Below are 19,198 nucleotides of genomic sequence, written 5' to 3'. Positions count from 1 at the left end.
CCTCACGCAAAAGACGCCGCATGGGCGTCGAGTTCAGCGGCGCTCAAGGCAAAAACACCCTGGCCGCCACGCTCGAATTCAAGCCAGATAAAGGGCACTTCAGGGAAAGCAGCCTCCACATGGCGGTCGGAATTGCCAACTTCAACAATCAGCCAGCCCTCGTCGGTTAAGTGCTGGCGTGCTTCACGCAAAATGCGTCGCACGATATCCAGCCCGTCGTTACCAGCGCCTAACGCCAGAGCAGGCTCATGGCGGAACTCGGCAGGCATGGTGGCCAGATCACGCGCATCAACATAAGGAGGGTTAGACACGATTAGGTCAAAACGCTGCCCTTCCAGGCCATCAAACACATCGGATTCGACAGCCCGCACGCGATCACCAACGTCGTGACGCGTAATGTTTTGACGAGCAACTGCTAAGGCATCCTGACTAATATCCGCCAATGCCACCTCGCAGGTAGGCAACACCAATGCAGTGGCAATGCCGATACAGCCAGAACCGGTACATAGGTCCAATACTCGGGCAGGCGGCTCTTCCGGGAACCATGCAGCAAAGCCGTCTTCAATCAGCTCGGCAATGGGCGAGCGCGGAATTAACACGCGTTCGTCAACGCTGAACGGGAATCCTGCAAAAAAAGCTTCGCCCAGTAAGTAAGGCAGCGGGCGGCGAGTCGTTACCCGCTCTCGCGCTAACCGGATAATGCGTTCGCGCTCTATTGGCAGCAAGCGGGCATCCAGCACAGCTGGGTCGACGTTCCATGGCAGATGCAGTGCGCCTAAGCAAAGCGCAACGGCTTCGTCCCAGGGCGATTCCGTGCCATGCCCATAGTGCAGCCCCGCCAGATAAAACTCGCTGGACACCCAGCGTAAGTAATCGCGCAGTGTAAAAAGCTCGCTCACCAATGCCGATTCCGGCAACGAAAGCATTGAGTGGGAGGTCTCATCATTGAGATGCGTAGTCACAGCGGCTCCTGGCGTGTAAAAAGTTCATGGAAGGATTGTACCTTTGACGCCGTCTGGTTCACAGCGCGTGGTTCACGGTGAACGGTTCACAGCTATGGTTTACAGGAACGGTTCACAGCAACGACAAGCTCGCTATACTGTGCGCTTCTCAATTATGCTTATTTGTTAACACTTCATTTCTCTATTTGAGCCGACCATGACGCGACACCTGCCCAATGACGACGATATCAGTGTCTTTCGCCAAGCGCTGCAGGCAGCAGGCGTGCGCCGTATTGCCAGTAATCAAGCTGATCCCGGCAAGCCTAAGCGCAACGACGAAGCTGCCCAGCAAGCACGTCGACAAGCGGCGGTAGAGAGCAACACGCTGCAAACCAGCGGTCGCACGACCGACGGTCGAGTAGAGGCGGTACGCCCCTCAGAGTATCTGGAATTCAGCGTGCCCGACCTGCCCTGGCGCACCTTAAGCCAGTTAAAACGTGGCCAAACCGCGTGGCAAGCGGGGTTGGATTTACACGGTTATACCCTAGAAGAAGCGAGGATTGAGCTTGAAAGTTTTTTGCGCGACGCCGCTGCACAAGGCATGCGCTGTGTTCTAGTCGTGCATGGTAAGGCCTGGGGCACCACCTCTGACTTTCCGGTGCTTAAAAGCCATACCAATGCGTGGTTAAGAGAGTGGCCCGGCGTCTTGGCGTTCTGTTCCGCCACCGATATCGATGGCGGTACAGGCGCGGTGTATATTCTGCTGCGCAAGCGCGGGCAGTAGGCGGCTATGTCACTCGGTCGCATCCGAAGCAATGCTAGGCATGCGGCGCTCTAACGCTTCATCAGCAAGATGCCGACCCAGCCGAATTAATTCGTTGGCCCGGTGAAACTCGTAAGTGCTGCAAACAGTTTTGGGAATTTCGATCAATACATCCGGCGGATAGCCTGCGATTTTATACTTCGCCAGCGCCGCCTGGGTGATATCAAACGACTCTAGAATCATATCGAGCTTACCCCACTCACGCCGACCACGCAGGTCAACGGTTTCATCAACGTCGCTCTCTTCACCATTACTGCCCCCCAGCCCATCCCACAGGCGGCGCGTGGTGGCACGCACATCGTCCATCCAACCGCCAATATTAGCATCACGGTCGCGCTCTAACGCGGTGCGGCTGTCGCTTGTATCTTCGCGGGGTAACAACTCCTCTAAGGTGATCGGTTGTGGGCTGTGCGCCGTCACGTTAACCGCCACGACAAAATCCGCTTCGTGGGTGGCTAATATCGGCATTATCGGCAGTGGGTTCAGCAAGCCGCCATCAACGAGTACCTGGCCACCCACATGTACTGGGGTAATGACACCCGGCACGGCAATAGAGGCACGGATTGCCTGGAGTAAAGGGCCATTTTGAAACCACACTTCACGTTGACGAATCAGATCTGTCGCGACGGTCGTCACCGGGATAGGCAGGTCTTCAATCAATCTATCACCGACCAGCTCTTCAAGTTTGCTCATGACCTTATTCGCTCGCATGGCGCCCATTGGGCTCCAGGTCACATCGACCAGCTTGAGCACGTCTAAATAGTCCAGGTTACACACCCACTCCCGGTATTCAGGCAGCTTTCCAGCGGCATAAATACCAGCAATTAGCGCGCCCATAGAGCAACCCGCAATCGAAATTATCTCGAAGCCGCGTGCTTCCAATGCTTCAATAACACCGATATGGGCGTACCCCCTGGCCCCTCCGCTCCCTAATACCAGCGCAACCTTATTACCGCCATTCAAGCAGCTGCTTGCCACAGGTGTTTTAACAACATGCGCTACTTTTTTCTTCATCGTCATCTTCCTAACGCGAGCAATCAGGTACCCGCTACGCTTGCTGACTGATTGTGCTGGCCACGTGATGAACCGCCTGGGGCTCAAGATGCAGATGATGGCCACCCGCTAGTACATGGCGCGTTAACTGTGGTACTGCTTGGCGCGCTTTTTCTGCCCAGTCCCGCTCGCCTAAAATACCTCGTTCCCCTTCTATCAATAGCACCGGGGCTTGAATCTCCGCCAGTAGCGCCAACACTTGCTGGGGCGTAAAGCGCACCAAGGAAGGCTTTAACAAACGGCTATCCGTGCGCATTTGCACATGCCCATCGGCAGTGGCCTGGGTGTTGCGCTCGACAAGTGGCGTGGCGGTGATGCTGTCCAGCGGCGTGACACCTCCGGCTACCCGCGCTGCAACTGCACTCTCAACATCGGGATAACGAGGAGGACGGGAAAGCGGCCGCCGATAGGCCACTAGCCCTTTGCGTAGTTGGCTGGCAGTCTCTTCGGCAGGTGTGTTTAGCGCTCCTAAGCCATCTAACAGAATTAGCTTATCTACCCGCTCAGGCAGCGCTGCCGAGACTAGGCAAGCCACGGCTGCCCCCATCGAGTGAGCAAGTAGCGTCGCCTTTTCGATCTCTAATGACTCCATGGTATCCAGCACGTCCTGGGTATAGTCCCATAGTGCATAGTCGCTTCCTGCAGGCGCATGAGCCGAATGCCCGTGACCGCGGAAGTCGATCGCCACAATGCGAATATCCAGTGCTTTCACCAATAGCGGCGCCAGCCGACTGAAGCTCGCCGCGTTGTCTAGCCAACCATGCAGTGCCACCCAAGTAGGCGCAGTGCTACGCCCCCAGCTAAGCGCCGCCAGCCGACCATTCGCCAGGGAAAGCGGCTGCGCAGCGGTACCGACGTGGGTCGATTCATTCATAAGCAGGATCTCTTAAAAGCCGGATAACCAAGCAATGTCATATACGTCAGATGACGCTCTAAGGCGTAAACGTTACCATGCTAAGCGCAGCGCATCTGCCGCTTTTATGCGGATAACGCTTGCGTGCTGCAACTACTGCGAAATGCTCTTAACGATGATGACCAACAGGAAAATGACTATGAAACCACGTCGTGACACCCGTGCTCGCAACCTTGTGTTCTTGATTACTGTGATAAGTGCGTTGGTGGTTGGTCTGTGGCTTGCTCGCTAAGCCAATTGCACCCACTAAGCCAGTAGCTCCCAGCCCCCCAGCGTTGAGCGTCGCTTGCAATTTCTCTTCCACGAATAAATACTGTATATAAACACACTATTTATTCATGAGGATGCCGACGATGCCGTCCCAACCCGCCGTTTTAAAAACAGCCACGTTGGCAACAAGTACGTTTACAACGAGTACATTTCCAACAACGATGGTTGCGACAGCCCTGCCGTTAACCTCTCAGCCGTTGCCATTTCCAACGTTATACGGCCGCGCTGGGTTTAGCGGCTTCCCTTCACCTGCTCAAGATTACGAACCACGCACGTTAGATCTCAATGAGCGACTGATTAAACATCCCAACCACACGTTTTACCTCACCGCCGCGGGCGACAGCATGGAAGGCTGGGGGATATTCGAAGGTGATTTGCTGGTGGTAGATCGCAGCATACCGCCCCGCTTAGGGCATATCCTGGTCGCCATGTTTGAAGAGGAAGTACTGATAAAGCGTTATGCGCTCTATCAAGGCACGCCACACCTCTGCTCGGCACATCCCCACTATCCACCGCTGCCGTTAGCAGAGACAAACTGTCAGCTATGGGGGGTGGTGCGCGCTGTGGTGCATGAGTATTTGCCATGATTGGCCTTGTTGATGCCAATAATTTTTATGTTGCCTGCGAGCGTGTTTTTAACCCCACGCTTGAAGGCAAACCCGTGGGCGTGATGTCGAATAACGATGGCTGTGTGATCGCCCGTTCGGCCGAAATGAAAGCCTTGGAAATCCCCATGGGCACTCCCTCTTTCCAGCTGGAAGGTTTGCGCCGACGGGGAGAGATTCACTTACTGTCATCAAACTACGAGCTGTATGGCGACATGTCCGCACGACTCACCCAGCTACTGCGGGATGCCTGTCCAGACGTCGCGCCTTACTCTATTGATGAAATGTTTATCTACCTGGATGGCTTCAGCGACACTCAATGCCAAGTGCTCGGGGAAGTTGTCCGCCGCCGTGTTCGCCGCTATTTAGGGCTACCTGTATGCGTAGGGCTGGCACCTACCCATACGCTAGCCAAGCTCGCTAACCACGTTGCCAAACAGCAGCCTCACTACCAAGGCGTCTGCCTACTCACTGCCAACAGCCCGACCACTACGGCGCTGCTTAAACAGCTGCCGGTGAATGACGTATGGGGCGTCGGCAGACGCCTAGCAGAACGGCTTGCGGTGAGTGGTATTCGCACGGCGTGGCAGTTGCGGGAGTGCGACCCAAAGCAACTTCGCAAACGATTTTCAGTGGTGCTTGCGCGTACAGCGCTAGAGCTACGTGGCACCTCATGCTTGGCAATGAACGCATTAGAAGAGCCGCGTCAGCGTATTATGACGTCACGCTCTTTTGGCCACGCAACCGGCGTAAAAGCGGAATTGCACGCAGCGCTGCGCCGCCATGCTCAGCGCAGTGCCGAAAAACTGCGCCAGCAGAAAAGCCTTACTCGCGCCGTATTGCTATTTCTAAACACCAACCGCCATCGTAAAGACCAGCCTCAGCTTTCACCTAGCGCGATGATTCCCCTGGCATCGCCAAGTGACGATACCCGCATCATTTTAGAAGCCGTCCGCGAAGGGTTGGAACAGATGTATCGGCCGGGTTTTCAGTTTATGAAAGCCGGTGTCATGCTATTGGACTTAGTCGATGCACAGCAGTATCAGCTTTCGCTGTTGCAGCCTTCACATAAAGCGCACCCGCACTTGATGAACGCCGTTGACGCCATTAATCAGCGCATGGGGCAAGGCACGATTCGCTTTGGAATGACAGAGGCGGAAGCACCGTGGCAGTTGCGCTGTGCGCACCGCTCTAACCGTTACACCACCTGCTGGGACGAACTCATGGAGGCAGGCACTCACCCTGGCGCCATTGCAGCTGCCAGGGTGAAGCGTGAACAACAGCGGCTAGCGCGAGCGCAGCGCTTGGCGCAGCCGCGGGCTTAGGGTCTCCCCCACTGCGACCATGACCAGCAAAACCGCTAGCAGCCACGGCCAATGCACCGCGAACGAAACTTGGTAAAGCCCCAAGGCATCAGCAAAGATAACCAAAATACCCAACGGACTAACGTAGCGCACCATGGTCAGCCATAGCGCATAAGGCAACGGCGCAAGGCCCAGTTCGTCGCGGAAGGTTTCGCTTTTCAGCACAAAACCTGCCAGCACGACCGTACCCAATCCCCCTAGCGGCATCATCCAGCGCGAGGTCAGGTAATCAAGCCAGTCGAAAAAGGTTTTACCCGCCAGTGTCCAATCAGCGCCCAGGTTAAACGATAGCATCGCCAGCGTGCTGATCAGCCATAGCACGATGCCCGTCGCCCAAGAGGCAGATTTGCGGGTCATGCCTTTGTTATCGCATAACCACGACACCGTGGCTTCCACCATCGAAATAGACGAGGTCAGCGCCGCCATCGAGAGCATCAAGAAAAACAGAATGCCAAATAGCGTGCCCATTGGCATCGCCTGGAAGGCCAGCGGCAAGCTCATAAAGATAAGCCCCGGCCCTTCACCAGGATTCATACCGTTAGCAAAAATGACCGGGAAGATCGCCAACCCCGCCATTAGTGCAACGACGGTATCAGCAATGGCCACGCTTACCGTGGTACGCCCAATCGAAGCTCCTTTGGGCAAGTAGCTACCGTAGGTAAGAATCGCACCGGATGCCAACGACAACGTGAAAAAGGCGTGGCCCAACGCCGCCAGCATGCCTTCACTAGAGAGGCTGCCTGCGTTGAACGAGAACAAGAAGCTCACTGCCTCGCCAAACCCACCGGAAAACACCCCGAAGATGATCAGTAGAATGAGCATGAGCACCAGCCCAGGCATCATCCAACTGACATTTTTCTCGATACCTTCCTGAACGCCTTTGCCCACAATCACCATGGTCAGCACTGCCACCAGGGTGCTCCAACCGCCCAGAATGAACGGGTTGGCATTATTGGCTCCAAAGACCGCCGCCATGTCATCAACGCTACTGCCTGCGAGGCCACCGGTGAGCATTTTCCATAAATAGGAGAACGACCAACCTGCGACCACGACATAAAACGACAGAATCATAAAGCCGCAAAGCATCGCCATCCAACCAATCAGCGACCAGGCAGAAGAGCGGCCAGACTCATTGACAACGCGCCGTATCGCATCAATCGGGCTGCCGCGCCCACGCCGACCAAAGGCAATTTCGGTCATCATCACTGGAACGCCAACGGCTAAAATGCACGCCAGATACACCAGCACAAAGGCCCCACCACCATACTCCCCGGTGATATAGGGGAATTTCCAAATATTGCCCAGCCCCACCGCCGAACCGGTGGCTGCCAGCATAAAGCCCCAGCGGCCCAGCCACTGAGTGCGAGGTTGCCCAGAAGACGCCATGACCTTCCACCTTGTCAGAAAAAAGCGCCTATCCTAGAGGATTTTATAACCAAAGCCCAAAATTCTTGTCTCTCTAGGCGAACCAGCCATGCGCATCTGAAGCAAGAATCTGGCAGACTAGTGAGCGATGAACACCACCCAACGGAGAGTGCTTAACATGAGCGACAGCGCCAAACCCTGGACGCAACCCATGCCCGACGCGCAGTTCAACATCATGCGCGATATTCTTGCTGCCCCCAGCCCGGTAGGCCTGGAAGGCGCCATGACCTACGGCGTACTGAAGCCCTACTTTGAAAGCTTCGCGCCCAGCGGCTGGCATCTGCATCAGTTTAAAGGCAATGCTGGCGTGGTGCTGGACACCCATCCTGGCCGCGATGACATGTTCAAAGTGATGATCATCGGCCATGCAGACAAAATCCGCATGCAGGTTCGCTCGATTGGCGAAGACGGCAAGATCTGGATCAACACTGACTCCTTCTTGCCGACTGTGCTTATCGGCCATGAAGTGAAGCTATTCAGCGAAGATCCTGACGCTCCCGGCAGCTATCGCTGCATCCAAGGCGGTACAGTAGAAGCCTTGGGCGCTATTCACTTTTCTGATCCTGCACAGCGCGATGGCAGCAAAGGTATCAAAAAAGAGCAGATCTACCTGGACCTGCAAATCCATGGCGAAAATAAAAAGCAGCAAGTGCTGAATTTAGGCGTTCGCCCAGGTGACTCCATTATTTTCGACCGCCCCATTCGCCCTGGTTTTAGCCCGAACACCTTCTACGGCGCTTACCTGGATAATGGCTTGGGCTGCTTTGTTACCGCAGAAGTAGCGAAGTTAATCGCAGAAGCCGGCGGCACCGAAAACGTACGCGTGCTGTTTGCCATTGCCAGCTACGAAGAAATTGGCCGTTTCGGCAGCCGCGTATTGGCTGGCGAACTAAAGCCAGACGCACTGATTGGCGTAGACGTTAACCACGACTACATAGCTGCTCCTGGTATTGGCGACAAGCGCATGCAGCCGCTGGAAATGGGCAAAGGCTTCACGATGTCCGTAGGCTCGATTGCCAGCGAACAGCTCAACCGCATTATCGCCAGCGCCGCCAAAGAGCAGGATATTCCCCTGCAGCGGGACATCGTTGGCGTGGATACGGGTACTGACGGCATGGCAGGCGTGCTGGCCTCTATTGATAGCGCAGCTACCTCAATAGGCTTCCCGATTCGCAACATGCACACTATTTCCGAAACCGGCAACACCCAGGATGTACTCGCGGCAGTTCACGCGCTGACCCACACCTTAAAAGCACTGGATGCCCTACCCGACCTGCAGCGGGAATTCCTGGACAACCATCCACGGCTTGACCAGGCCAGCCCACTTAGCCATCAGGGTAGCGACAAGCCTGATACTGATGAAGACAAAAAAGCCTCAAAGCCCAAAAAAGCAAAGAAGTAGTGAAAAGAAAGTTAGTGAAGAGTTAGCGAAGAACGAGTGTAGCCAAGTACTAGCGTAAAAAAACCCCGGCCATTCCTGGCCGGGGTAGTAGTATTTCCTCCGTAATCCTTCTTCACGAACGTCCTGTTCGTGCATCCTTGGTTTAACAAGCCTTCCTGCTTGGTCGTCCCTAACACCTTTCCCTGTGTTTACCTACCTTGAACCTCATATATGTCAAAAACATTAACCTGGGATATCAAAACATAAGTTTTTTTAAATTTTTATACTACCCGTTTATAAACAGATAGCTGCTTATATAAATGGCGAACTAGCCGTTTGCTGTTTATACTTTTTAAGCATCGTCACGGATGCACCTCTACACGGAACGTTACCACGACTGAACCCATTAACTCCCTTACGTTAGGAGGTCAGCGTGAGACATATCATGATTAGCCCGACAATCTACGGTGTGGATATTATTTGCCGTCATTGCGGCAACGCGGAATCCTCGAAAACGTCGTACCTAAAACGATTTCGCCTTGAGGGCACCGGCAAAGACAGCGCTACACTACGCTGCATGAATTGCCAAACGGCGGTATCCACACCAATGAGCAAACTCAGCGCACTGTTTTATCATCACGCTTGTTAGTCAGCAGTGCCGTTTGCCCATAAAAAAACCCCGACCATCGCACTGGCCGGGGTTTTATCAGGTCCTCCTTGATTTTTCTTCACGAACCTCCTGTTCATGCGTCCTTGTGCACCACAAGCACTCCCTGCTTGCACTTCCTTGTAGCGCTATGTGTGCACAGTGCGCCCTATAGCCGTTGAGTTATCTAACCTAAGCTATGAAACAGAAAATAGTTCCAATTCATGGACCACGCAGGTCTCTAGAGCGCTTGCAGTAGTTTGAAACAAAAACATACAATCACGCAGGTTTGAACAATTTAAAGGACACCCCGTGACGACTCTCGTTTCTCGCGCGACCCAAAGCACTTCTAACTATAAGTACTTCACCCCCTGGTTAGCAGCGGCTTTCATTAGCATCGCATTCGCTGCCCCCGCATGGGGGGACAGCTGGGAAGGCAGTATAGGCGCAGGCGTAACCTACTCACCTGACTACCTGGGCAGCGACGACTATGAAACACAAGCGTGGCCTGTCCTTAACCTGACGTACGGCGACCAGCTCTCAATCAATGTGCGCGACGGTATTGAGTGGCACGCTATCCGTAGCGGAAACTGGACCGCCTCTCCGTTCATTGGCTACACCTTTGGGCGAGACAATAAGGGCGATATCAGCCGGTTTGAAAAAGTCGATGACGGAGCCACGTTAGGCTTGCGGATTAGCTATCAGCAAGGGTTCTGGCGCTATAGCGTTGCAGGCAGCACGCCGGTAAGCGGCGACGTTGAAGGCGCGAAATTTTCAGCCAATGCTGTTATGCGTATGCCGGTTAGCGAACGGACATTCTTCACGCTATCGCCCAGCGTTACCTATTCAAACGAGAAGTGGACCGAGTCGCTGTTTGGCGTATCAATGCAAGACAGCGTACGTAGCGGCGTGGCTGCTTATAACCCAGATAGCGGTTACTGGCGCATGGGGGTGAATGCCAGCCTTAGCTATTTCCTAACCCCTGAATGGACTGCTACCGGTTTCGTCGGCGCAACTCACCTGACTGGCAGCGCGGCCGACAGCCCAATAGTTGATGAGCTAGGTAGCGATTGGCAAGCCCTCACCGGAGTATCGCTAAGCTATCGTTTTTAAAATCGGTCGTTTTTAGAGTCGGGAGTTTTTGCGTTTCCCACGCGTAGCTGAATAGATAAAAAACGGCGGGCACACTGCCCGCCGTCATGCTTTCTAACGCTAAAAAACGTACTGCTTAACGGGCCTCCAGCCATGCCATTAGTGCTTCGGCGGTAGCCGCAGAAGAAGGCGGATTTTGGCCAGTAATTAGCTGGCCGTCTTCACGCACATACGGCGTAAAGTCATCTGCTTTGCTGTAGATGCCGCCGCACTGTTGCAACGCATCTTCCACCAAGTGCGGCACGATATCCGTCAGGCCAACCGCATCTTCTTCACCGTTAGTAAAGCCTGTGACTTGGCGCCCTTTTACCAGTGGTTCACCAAGACTATTTTTTGCATTAATCAACACGATAGGCGCATGGCATACCGACGCCACTGGTTTGCCCTGGGCAATAAAATTTTCGATCAGCTTGATGGAATCTTGATCGTTCACTAGGTCCCACAGCGGGCCATGACCACCGGGATAAAACACTGCATCGAAATCGCCCGCATACATATCGCTTAGGCGATGCGTTGCCGCTAGCGCCGCATTCGCTTCATCATCTTGCTTAAAGCGCCGCGTTTCACCGGTTTGGCTATCGTCTGCGTCACTTTTCGGGTCAAGTGGCGGCTGCCCACCGTTTGGCGAGGCCAGCGTTACGTCTGCACCTGCATCTTTAAAGACATAGTACGGCGCTGCTAGCTCTTCTAACCAAAAGCCAGTTTTTTCGCCGGTGTCTCCTAACTGATCATGTGATGTCAGCACCACCAAAATACGCTTGCTCATCTAATGACTCCTAAGTGTGAAGCGTGCGATAGCGTCTTGCGTTACTTACTCAACCTTGGGGCGTGTTTTCTGGGTTGCAAGGCGCATAACCTTTTCTACTCACTTGCGTTACAGCAGACTCTTCAGCGGCATCCAAAGCCCCATGGCGATCATGACAAGGTTTTCCGTCAACGAAATAAAGCCCAGCGGCACATTGCTATTACCGCCCGCACAGGCACATTTCAGTTCTCGCTTATCGATATACACCGCCTTAATCACCGACACAGCACCCACCGTACCAATGAACAGTGCCAGCGGTGCTGCCAGCCAGATCAATGCCCCCGCCAGCATCAAGATACCCGCAAAGGTTTCCGCATAGGGGTAAACATACCCATAGGGCACATAGCGCTTGGCCAGCAGATCGTAATTCAGAAACATGATGCTAAAGCTTTCCACGTCTTGAAGCTTCTGCAACCCAAGCAACACCATGGCGCTAGCCACTGCATATTCAGGTAATCGCGCAGTCAATAGCGCCCCATGGGCCAGCCAGCTAATCGCCAAACCAATCAACAGCGCCGTAGCAAAAATAGCGATCACTGGCCGATAGGATGTTTCCTGAGCACCCGGCACGTTTAAGCCCAAATACTCGCGCACCTCTTCATAGCCACCGATGCGCTTATCATCAACATAGGTTTGCGGCGTCGTATCGACCTGCTCTTTCGCTTTAAATGCATCGGTTTCGTCGCGGGATGTTAACGGGTGGTCATGCACCTCGTAGCCCTTACGCCGCAGCAATGAAACGGTTTTCAAACCAAAGGGGCACTGGTGCGCATCCGTTTTCATGCGATAAACATGTGCCGTTGCCATACTCCCTCCCTGTTGTGCAACAAAGTGCAGCCCATCATTCGCTGCCTAGGTATAAGGGTAGACACATTAGGCAAGCTTGCCGAACAGACTTTGGCGCTGACTCGTTACCTTCGATAAGATAGCTAAGTGAACTTCTTTTTTAGGTTAGCGAGCACGCCGTGAGCATTGAAGCACGAGAGTTTTACCGCCAAGGGCCAATGCACCGCCCGGAACGTGCCAGCAGCTTTGCGCTGATCCGTCGCCAGTTCGATTTTCGCTCAATTGAAATAGGCCGCTGGGTGACCACCGCAGAGCGCGACCGCGCCGCCGAACTTTTTCACGATGCGCTGTGCGATTTAATGCTGATACTGCACGGCAATGAAGCGCTGATTTAGCTGCGTGGCTCGTTAGCCCTACAGTACGGCAGCGGTGGTAGGCCCGGCGTTTCTGCCCATTACGCCCCCAGCCAGCGTAGCTTTTCGCTCGCCAAGAATGCAGGGCCTGGCAGCATTGCCCACGAATGGTTTCACGCCTTCGATCACTATATTGCCCAGAAGTGTTTTAACAACGTGCCGACTAGCACCTTCGCTTCGGCGGCATGGCTAGCAGATGCAGCCCCGATTAACCACCCGCTCAACCAGCGCCTACTCGCCTGCTTCCATGCTATTCTGCTTCACCCCGACGGCCAGCAGCCCAGCGCGCTTTTCAACCACTCCGTCGCCATGGACAAAGCTCACGGCCAGCTCTATTACAGCAAACCAGAAGAGCTATGCGCCCGAGCCTTTGAAGCTTTCGTGCAAGACGCCAGCATCAAAAACCACTTCCTGGTGAAAGGCACCAAAACCTCCCCTGAGGCAGAACACGGCCTATACCCACAAGGCGAACAGCGCGAACGCATCAACGCGCTATTCAGCGCCTATTTTGCCAGCTTGGGGAAAGCACTCAGTAAAGAGCGCCGTTCATAAAACGTGAGTTGTGCGAAACACGCCAATGGCGACTACGCTTCAATGACACTCATTTCTCAAAGGAAGAGAAAAATGCCCTCTACTACAACCATTGTGGTTATCGTTGTTGTGATCGTCGCCGTCGCAGGGATAGGTTTCAGCGGCATATTTCCCTTTTAAGGGGAACTGATACCAGCCTCACCCTGGCCACCTCATCGCCGAGTGCGGGGTGATTGAGAGGCTGCGGCTGGTGAGCGAGGACATCTTGCAGCCATCAATTCCGACGCGGCACCTCTCGGGGTTTAGATCAGTGGCGCGCTATAGGCCAGGGTGCCTGCCCGGCAAACGCCATACCGGGTTACCACAACAAACATAGGTCCCAGCGGAGTAGCGTGTACACCGCACTCGATATGAATCGGCTTACCTCGACTTTTATACTCGCCTGGGGTGACTGCTCAAGTGGTCATGTAACCTTGAACTGCCGCTTAACCCAAGCTCATGTGATACCTCGAGCAAGGAACGAGAATTCTCCAGCAACACTTTGCCCCGCTCCAATGTCAGGACCTGTCAAAAGCGCTTCGGAGTAGCACCCGCCCACCGACAAAACAATCTTTGAAAGTGATACGAACTCAAATTCACGTGGGCGGCTATCTCTTCAAGCCTGAGCTGATCAATTGCCCGATCAACCATATGATTCGGTCATAGCCTGACATGGCGCAGCCTCTCAGACACGATTTATGGATACACCGCCATCTACCAGCATCGCAGAACCCGTTGTGAAACTGGAGGCATCGGATGCTAAGTACAAGGCGGATTGAGCAATTTCATCTGGTGTCGCCATACGCTTGAGAGCATGCAGGTTATGCACAAACGCCAATGCTTCCGGCGTATTGGCAAATTCACGTCCCGCTGGTGTATCAGTACCACCGGGCAGAAGGGCATTGACCCGGATATTCTGAGGCCCATGCTCTGACGCCAGCACTTGAGTCAACCCAATAAGGCCCGCTTTACTGGCTGCGTAGGCAGCCATGCCAGGCATACCTGCGGTGTAACCAACGAAGGTAGAGGTGAAAATTAATGAACCTCCTTTTCGGGCAGCCATGGCGGGCAGTTGGTACTTTGCGCCCAAAAATGCGCTGGTTAAGTTGGTCGCAATAACCTGATTCCAGTCCGTATGCGACATCTCCGGGACAGGGCCCATAGCACCCAGGATAGCCGCATTGTTGAAAGCGATATCCAATCCGCCAAAGTGACTTACCGCCTTATCTACCAACGCTTTGGCAAAAGCTTCTTCGCTAACGTCGCCCGCAACTGCCAGCACCTGCCCGCCTTCCGCGTTGATTGCGTCTGCAAGGTCATCAAGCTCCTTTTGTCGCCTTGCGGCCACCACGACGGCAGCTCCTTCTTTCGCAAAAAGCTTCGCGGCTGCGTAACCAATTCCGGTGCTGGCACCGGTAACAATAGCTACTTTATTGGAAAGTATAGTCATCGTTATTCCTCTAGGATCTGCTTACTATAAAAGGGCATATGCCCGAACAGATGCCATATTAGGAGACCGAACGACTACTGCCGACCCGAATCTTGCTGTACTTCAAGGCGCTATAACAGTTTATTAGTGTGCATGCGCGTTAACATTATCGTCAGCCTTTGAAAATTGCGTATAAAAACAAACACACTACTCATAAACCATTGTTTTATTTATACTTATGCGAAACTTTGCCACCTTTCATGGGCAAAAACAGGACTAGCGTAGCGCAAACTGCATGTGGATAACTTAAATGGCAGGCACGAAAAAGCCCGCTGATTGCTCAGCGGGCTTTTTCTATATTCTGTGGCGGAGAGGGAGGGATTCGAACCCTCGAAGCCTTTCGACTTACACACTTTCCAGGCGTGCTCCTTCGACCACTCGGACACCTCTCCACTTTTTTGCTCGGTTGTTAAGGCGTTGCCTTTCCCAACAGAACGGCGCATATTCTATGGTCTAAGACCTAAAATAGCAAGCCTTTTAAAGATTTAAGCAACAGGCAGCACAGCGTAGCGCCCGCTGGCTTTCAGGCAGAGCGTGTCGCCACAGTAGAGCTGCTGAGTGAGCGCAATGCTGCCCCTGCCCCGCGCGTTAAGCTTTTCCGCTAGCTGCTCAGGGCCTTGGGAGTCGCTGGGAGTGCAAATGATGCGGTAGTCGCTAGTGACTGGCGCAAGAAAGCGCTGGCTGGCTTCGGCCACTACCACATCTTGCGCCCGCCCTTGGGCACGCAGCCATAGCGTTACCCAACACCAGCCCTGCAGCGTGGTTTGCGCCGTTAGCGCACCACCGAAGCCTGTGCCTTTGTCGTTGAGATTGGGGCTAAGCGCTAGCTGCCACATCAACGCCCCGCCCTCTTGGGCGGCGCTTTGGGTCATGCCTTGAATTCCCAGCGCGCCTACCATGGGAATTGCTTCCCCTAGCCACCGCTGAAAGGCGGCAAGGTCTTCCTGGGTTTCAGGGAGTGGCAAACGCGGGTAAGGCACTCCTGGTTGACGTGGCTGGCTCATGACCGTTAATCCCAACGCTCTACAAAGTCTTCCACATTGTGCTGAGGTAGCGGTTTATGGCGACCTGCTAGGCTACCCAGATAGATAAACGCGACCACTTCGTCATTTTCGTCTAGCGATAGACCTTTACGCACCACGGGGTCAAAGGCGTACTTACCGCTGCGCCACATGGCACCTAAGCCTAGCGCGTGGGCGGCCAGCAGAATGCCGTGGGCGGCGCATCCGGCGGAAATCACCTGCTCCATTTTCGGCACACCAGGAATATCCGGGGTGACCTTGGCAATCACGGCAATGATCATCGGTGCACGCAGCGGTTTTTTACGTGCGGAATTTAGCGTGTCATCGCTGGCACTAGGGTCTTCTTGAAATTCCGCTTCTGCAAACAACTCACCCAGGCGCTCGCGCCCTTCGCCGATAAATTCGATAAACCGCCAGGGGCGCAGCTCTTTATGGTCTGGGGCGCGCAGCGCAGCTTGGTAGATAGCGCTGAGCTGGTCGGCACTGGGCGCAGGCTCGGTGAGTTTCCCCATAGAGCTACGTTCGTGAAGCAGCGTGAGTGCGTCCATGATGACTCCCCTTTTATTGATCGTTGAGCGCTAGGTTAGCGCCGTTGTTACTGCCTTGCTAGGCGCAATGGGCTGGGCGGCGTTAACCCAGGGGTTGCTCGCCATGGGCTGATATCAAGCCCGCCGCGGCGCACATAGCGGGCCAACACCAGTAGCTCTTCAGGCTTAGCCAGCTGCATCAGGTCGGTAAAAATATGCTCGACACAGTGCTCGTGAAAGTCCTGATGCTGACGATAACCGATTAGATAGCGTAGCAGCCCTTCACGGTCGATTTTAGGGCCTTTATAGCGAATTAATACGCTACCCCAATCGGGTTGGCCAGTCACAGGGCAGTTAGATTTAAGTAGATGGGAATGCAGCGTCTCTTCAACGATCTCTTCGCTGACTGCCAAATGCGCTGCACTGGGAGTGTAATCGCTGATGTCGATATCCAGGTCATCCAGGCATTCGCCCGGCAAGCGCTGGGGGGCAAGCTCAGCGTCGTCTACCGCTAATAGCTCTACGCTAACGGCAGCACCCGCCGCGGCGGCTAGGTCGCGCATAAGCACACATTGCACCGCTTCTCGGCTTTCAAAGCGCGTTTGATTTAGGCTATTGAGATAGAGCTTCCAGGATTTAGACTCGATCAGGTTCGGTGAATTCGCAGGCAGGCGAAAACGGGCAACCGCCACGATGGGTTTACCACGGTTATTCAACCAGGAAACTTCAAACGCGTGCCACTCATCTTCCCCCACAAACGGCAGCTTATTGTCTTCAATGCCCAACGGGGCACGGTTAGCAGCACGGGGAATAGGATACAACAGCCCAGCGTCATAATGCTCTGGGTAGGCGGAATCGCGCCCTAAGGGCGCGTGTTCTAAGGTATCGGGGCGGTGTGCCATGACTGGTTGCTCTCTTGACTAGTTACTCTCTTGATTAGTAGCGCGCTTTCTACTGGGCGTTATCACACGTTTAACTGCGAATGCCTTTGCCGCGCTCTAGCATGGTAAGTGCCACCATAAACAGCACAACGATAAAGGCAAAGATAGCGGCCAGCGCCCAGACGACCGGAATGTCAGACACGCCTAAAAAGCCGTAGCGGAAGACGTTCACCATATACAATATTGGGTTGAGCATGGAGACGCCCTGCCAGAAATCGGGCAGCATCGAAATCGAGTAAAACACACCGCCTAAATACGTCAGCGGGGTCAAAATAAACGTCGGCACGATGGAGATATCATCGAATTTATTAGCCAACAGCGCGTTAATAAAACCGCCGATGGAAAACAGCGCCGAGGTCAGCACAACGACCAGCACCGTGAGCAGTGGATGCTCGACAGTTAAACGGGTAAAGAACAGCGACACCAACGTAACAATTAACCCCACCCCCAAGCCGCGGGCCATACCACCCAAAATAAAGCCGGATAAGATCACCCAGTTAGGCATGGGAGAGACCATCATCTCTTCAATAGAGCGCTGAAACTTATTGGAAAAAAAGCTAGAGGCCACGTTGGAGTAGCTGTTGGTGATCACCGACATCATAATCAGCCCTGGCACAATGAAGTCCATGTAGCTGAAGCCATCCATATCGCCAATGCGCGAACCAATCAAGTTACCGAAGATGATGAAGTACATCGCCATGGTGATTGATGGCGGCAGCAAGGTTTGCGGCCAAATCCGCGTAAAGCGTTTGATCTCTTTAAGCACTAAGGTCCACAGCGCAATGAGGGTCTGCGTTGCATTCATGCTCGCGCCTCCTGCTGCTTGCGTTGATCAATCGCTTGCTGGCTACTTTCCACCATGGAAACAAACATCTCCTCTAAGCGGTTGGCGCGGTTGCGCATGGAAACCACGTTTAGCCCCTGTTCGCTTAAGGCACTGAACACATCGTTAAGCTGCTGACCACGATGAATCACCAACGCTAGCTGGGAAGGCTCGATCTGCTGAATTTCAAACCCTTCAACGACGGGCGCTTGCTCAACTGGGGCGGACAAGTCGAGCAGGAAGGTTTCAGTGTTCAGCTCAGTCAACAGTTCACGCACACTGGTGTTACGCACGATTTCGCCTTGATTGATAATGGCGATATTGCGGCACAGGCTCTCGGCTTCTTCGAGGTAGTGTGTTGTGAGAATAATGGTAGTGCCCTCATCGCGATTAATACGCCGCATGTATTCCCACATACTGCGGCGCAGCTCGATGTCGACACCCGCTGTTGGCTCATCAAGAATCAGTAGCTTTGGGCGATGCATCAGCGCACGGGCAATCATCAAACGACGCTTCATACCGCCCGAAAGCATACGCGCACTGCCGTTGCGTTTGTCCCATAACCCAAGGTCAGTGAGCAGTTGCTTAGCACGGGGCAACGCCTCATTACGGGTCATTCCGTAATACCCCGCCTGGGCCAAAATGATATCAATGACCTTTTCAAACTGATTAAAATTGAATTCCTGGGGCACCACGCCAAGCTGGTATTTGGCTTTCGCGAAGTCTTTGTCGATGTCGATGCCAAAAATCGACACCCTACCGGCGGATTTCTGCACCAGCGAGCAGACCACCCCCAGGGTGGTCGACTTACCCGCGCCGTTGGGTCCTAACAAAGCAAAAAAATCGCCCTGCTGGACATCTAAATCAATACCTTTTAACGCTTGAAAGCCGTTGCCATACACTTTTGTGAGGCCACGGATAGACAATGCCGGTTCGGCCATGAATATGTCCTGTCAGCAAATGGGGAGCACAAGAAAAACAAGTTAGACGAGAGGATATCGGGGCATCCGTATGTTTTTTCAAGTCGCTCGAAAGACGGCCACGCGAAAATATCGCCAATTGATGTGCGATACAGTGTTCAAAAAACACAGGGAAAACAAGCAATAAAGGAGGAGAAAGGGAGTGTTTGTTTGGAGCGGGAAAATAGATTCGACCGGGCTGGCGCTCCAGCTCTCGACCCTTGGCACCGATGTAAAACCGTTGTATGGAGCGGGAAAAGAGATTCGAACTCTCGACCCTCGCCTTGGCA

General features: G+C 53.9%; 18 protein-coding genes, 1 tRNA gene and 1 pseudogene. 6 read left to right on the top strand and 14 right to left on the bottom strand.

Annotated features, from left to right (window positions below):
- Positions 1 to 2 precede the first annotated feature (2 nt).
- Positions 3 to 962, bottom strand: a complete 960-nt coding sequence (gene prmB, locus INT21_RS14500) for a 50S ribosomal protein L3 N(5)-glutamine methyltransferase (protein WP_193068078.1) — start codon at positions 960 to 962, stop codon at positions 3 to 5.
- 196 nt (positions 963 to 1,158) lie between these two features.
- Here prmB and INT21_RS14495 point away from each other — a divergent pair, with 196 nt between their 5' ends.
- Positions 1,159 to 1,725, top strand: coding sequence for a Smr/MutS family protein (locus INT21_RS14495; RefSeq protein ID WP_089038690.1), 567 nt, complete (start codon positions 1,159 to 1,161; stop codon positions 1,723 to 1,725).
- Between the two features lie 9 nt (positions 1,726 to 1,734).
- On the opposite strand, the gene INT21_RS14490 is transcribed toward INT21_RS14495, so the two are convergent.
- Both INT21_RS14490 and INT21_RS14485 read right to left on the bottom strand, forming a co-directional pair.
- On the bottom strand, positions 1,735 to 2,778 hold the full coding sequence (locus INT21_RS14490; RefSeq protein WP_193068079.1) for a patatin-like phospholipase family protein: 1,044 nt from the start codon (positions 2,776 to 2,778) through the stop codon (positions 1,735 to 1,737).
- Between the two features lie 34 nt (positions 2,779 to 2,812).
- Positions 2,813 to 3,691, bottom strand: a complete 879-nt coding sequence (locus tag INT21_RS14485) for an alpha/beta fold hydrolase (RefSeq protein ID WP_193068080.1) — start codon at positions 3,689 to 3,691, stop codon at positions 2,813 to 2,815.
- A 470-nt stretch (positions 3,692 to 4,161) separates the two neighbouring features.
- Between INT21_RS14485 and INT21_RS14480 the strand changes: the two genes are divergently transcribed.
- A complete protein-coding gene (locus tag INT21_RS14480; RefSeq protein ID WP_089038693.1) occupies positions 4,162 to 4,587 on the top strand; it encodes a LexA family protein in 426 nt (141 codons plus the stop codon).
- Complete coding sequence (locus INT21_RS14475; RefSeq protein ID WP_193068081.1) at positions 4,584 to 5,930, top strand: Y-family DNA polymerase; 1,347 nt, start codon at positions 4,584 to 4,586, stop codon at positions 5,928 to 5,930. The genes INT21_RS14480 and INT21_RS14475 overlap by 4 nt, the downstream gene beginning before the upstream one ends.
- Here the strand turns inward: INT21_RS14475 and INT21_RS14470 are convergent.
- Positions 5,892 to 7,355, bottom strand: coding sequence for a sodium-dependent transporter (locus INT21_RS14470; RefSeq protein WP_193068082.1), 1,464 nt, complete (start codon positions 7,353 to 7,355; stop codon positions 5,892 to 5,894). The two genes, INT21_RS14475 and INT21_RS14470, sit on opposite strands and share 39 nt — an antisense overlap.
- Positions 7,356 to 7,512: 157 nt before the next feature.
- On the opposite strand from INT21_RS14470, the gene INT21_RS14465 reads away from it, so the two are divergent.
- Both INT21_RS14465 and INT21_RS14460 read left to right on the top strand, forming a co-directional pair.
- The gene (locus INT21_RS14465) at positions 7,513 to 8,796 is read left to right on the top strand and encodes a M20/M25/M40 family metallo-hydrolase (protein ID WP_193068083.1); all 1,284 of its coding nucleotides are present in this window, start codon (positions 7,513 to 7,515) and stop codon (positions 8,794 to 8,796) included.
- Positions 8,797 to 9,733: 937 nt separating this feature from the next.
- A complete protein-coding gene (locus INT21_RS14460; RefSeq protein WP_193068084.1) occupies positions 9,734 to 10,534 on the top strand; it encodes a MipA/OmpV family protein in 801 nt (266 codons plus the stop codon).
- Between the two features lie 115 nt (positions 10,535 to 10,649).
- On the opposite strand, the gene INT21_RS14455 is transcribed toward INT21_RS14460, so the two are convergent.
- Together INT21_RS14455 and INT21_RS14450 are read right to left on the bottom strand one after the other, a co-directional pair.
- Positions 10,650 to 11,339 (bottom strand): type 1 glutamine amidotransferase domain-containing protein, encoded by a 690-nt coding sequence (locus tag INT21_RS14455; protein ID WP_193068085.1) that lies wholly within the window; start codon positions 11,337 to 11,339, stop codon positions 10,650 to 10,652.
- 108 nt (positions 11,340 to 11,447) lie between these two features.
- Positions 11,448 to 12,185, bottom strand: coding sequence for a MauE/DoxX family redox-associated membrane protein (locus INT21_RS14450; RefSeq protein WP_193068086.1), 738 nt, complete (start codon positions 12,183 to 12,185; stop codon positions 11,448 to 11,450).
- A gap of 158 nt (positions 12,186 to 12,343) precedes the next feature.
- Between INT21_RS14450 and INT21_RS14445 the strand changes: the two are divergent.
- A pseudogene (locus INT21_RS14445) lies at positions 12,344 to 13,129 on the top strand (CLCA_X family protein).
- A 546-nt stretch (positions 13,130 to 13,675) separates the two neighbouring features.
- Here INT21_RS14445 and INT21_RS20435 read toward each other — a convergent pair.
- The 8 genes from INT21_RS20435 to INT21_RS14405 form a co-directional block, all read right to left on the bottom strand.
- Entirely contained in the window at positions 13,676 to 13,798 is a 123-nt protein-coding gene (locus INT21_RS20435) for an AraC family transcriptional regulator (protein ID WP_226912544.1), read from the bottom strand.
- 34 nt (positions 13,799 to 13,832) lie between these two features.
- The gene (locus tag INT21_RS14435) at positions 13,833 to 14,597 is read right to left on the bottom strand and encodes an SDR family oxidoreductase (RefSeq protein ID WP_193068087.1); all 765 of its coding nucleotides are present in this window, start codon (positions 14,595 to 14,597) and stop codon (positions 13,833 to 13,835) included.
- Positions 14,598 to 14,940: 343 nt separating this feature from the next.
- Positions 14,941 to 15,028 (bottom strand) — tRNA-Ser (locus tag INT21_RS14430).
- A gap of 93 nt (positions 15,029 to 15,121) precedes the next feature.
- On the bottom strand, positions 15,122 to 15,640 hold the full coding sequence (locus INT21_RS14425) for a YiiD C-terminal domain-containing protein (RefSeq protein WP_193068088.1): 519 nt from the start codon (positions 15,638 to 15,640) through the stop codon (positions 15,122 to 15,124).
- A 5-nt stretch (positions 15,641 to 15,645) separates the two neighbouring features.
- On the bottom strand, positions 15,646 to 16,206 hold the full coding sequence (locus INT21_RS14420; RefSeq protein WP_089038705.1) for a nitroreductase family protein: 561 nt from the start codon (positions 16,204 to 16,206) through the stop codon (positions 15,646 to 15,648).
- 47 nt (positions 16,207 to 16,253) lie between these two features.
- Positions 16,254 to 17,087, bottom strand: coding sequence for an NADPH-dependent 7-cyano-7-deazaguanine reductase QueF (gene queF, locus INT21_RS14415; protein WP_193068089.1), 834 nt, complete (start codon positions 17,085 to 17,087; stop codon positions 16,254 to 16,256).
- 70 nt (positions 17,088 to 17,157) lie between these two features.
- The gene (locus tag INT21_RS14410; RefSeq protein ID WP_038482594.1) at positions 17,158 to 17,931 is read right to left on the bottom strand and encodes an ABC transporter permease; all 774 of its coding nucleotides are present in this window, start codon (positions 17,929 to 17,931) and stop codon (positions 17,158 to 17,160) included.
- The gene (locus INT21_RS14405) at positions 17,928 to 18,890 is read right to left on the bottom strand and encodes an ABC transporter ATP-binding protein (RefSeq protein ID WP_193061629.1); all 963 of its coding nucleotides are present in this window, start codon (positions 18,888 to 18,890) and stop codon (positions 17,928 to 17,930) included. Before INT21_RS14405 ends, INT21_RS14410 begins: the two co-directional genes overlap by 4 nt.
- Between the last annotated feature and the right edge of the window lie 308 nt (positions 18,891 to 19,198).

It is taken from the genome of Halomonas sp. 3F2F (genome assembly GCF_014897805.1).
Lineage (GTDB): Bacteria > Pseudomonadota > Gammaproteobacteria > Pseudomonadales > Halomonadaceae > Vreelandella.
This window is presented reverse-complemented; position numbering and strand designations above follow the sequence as displayed.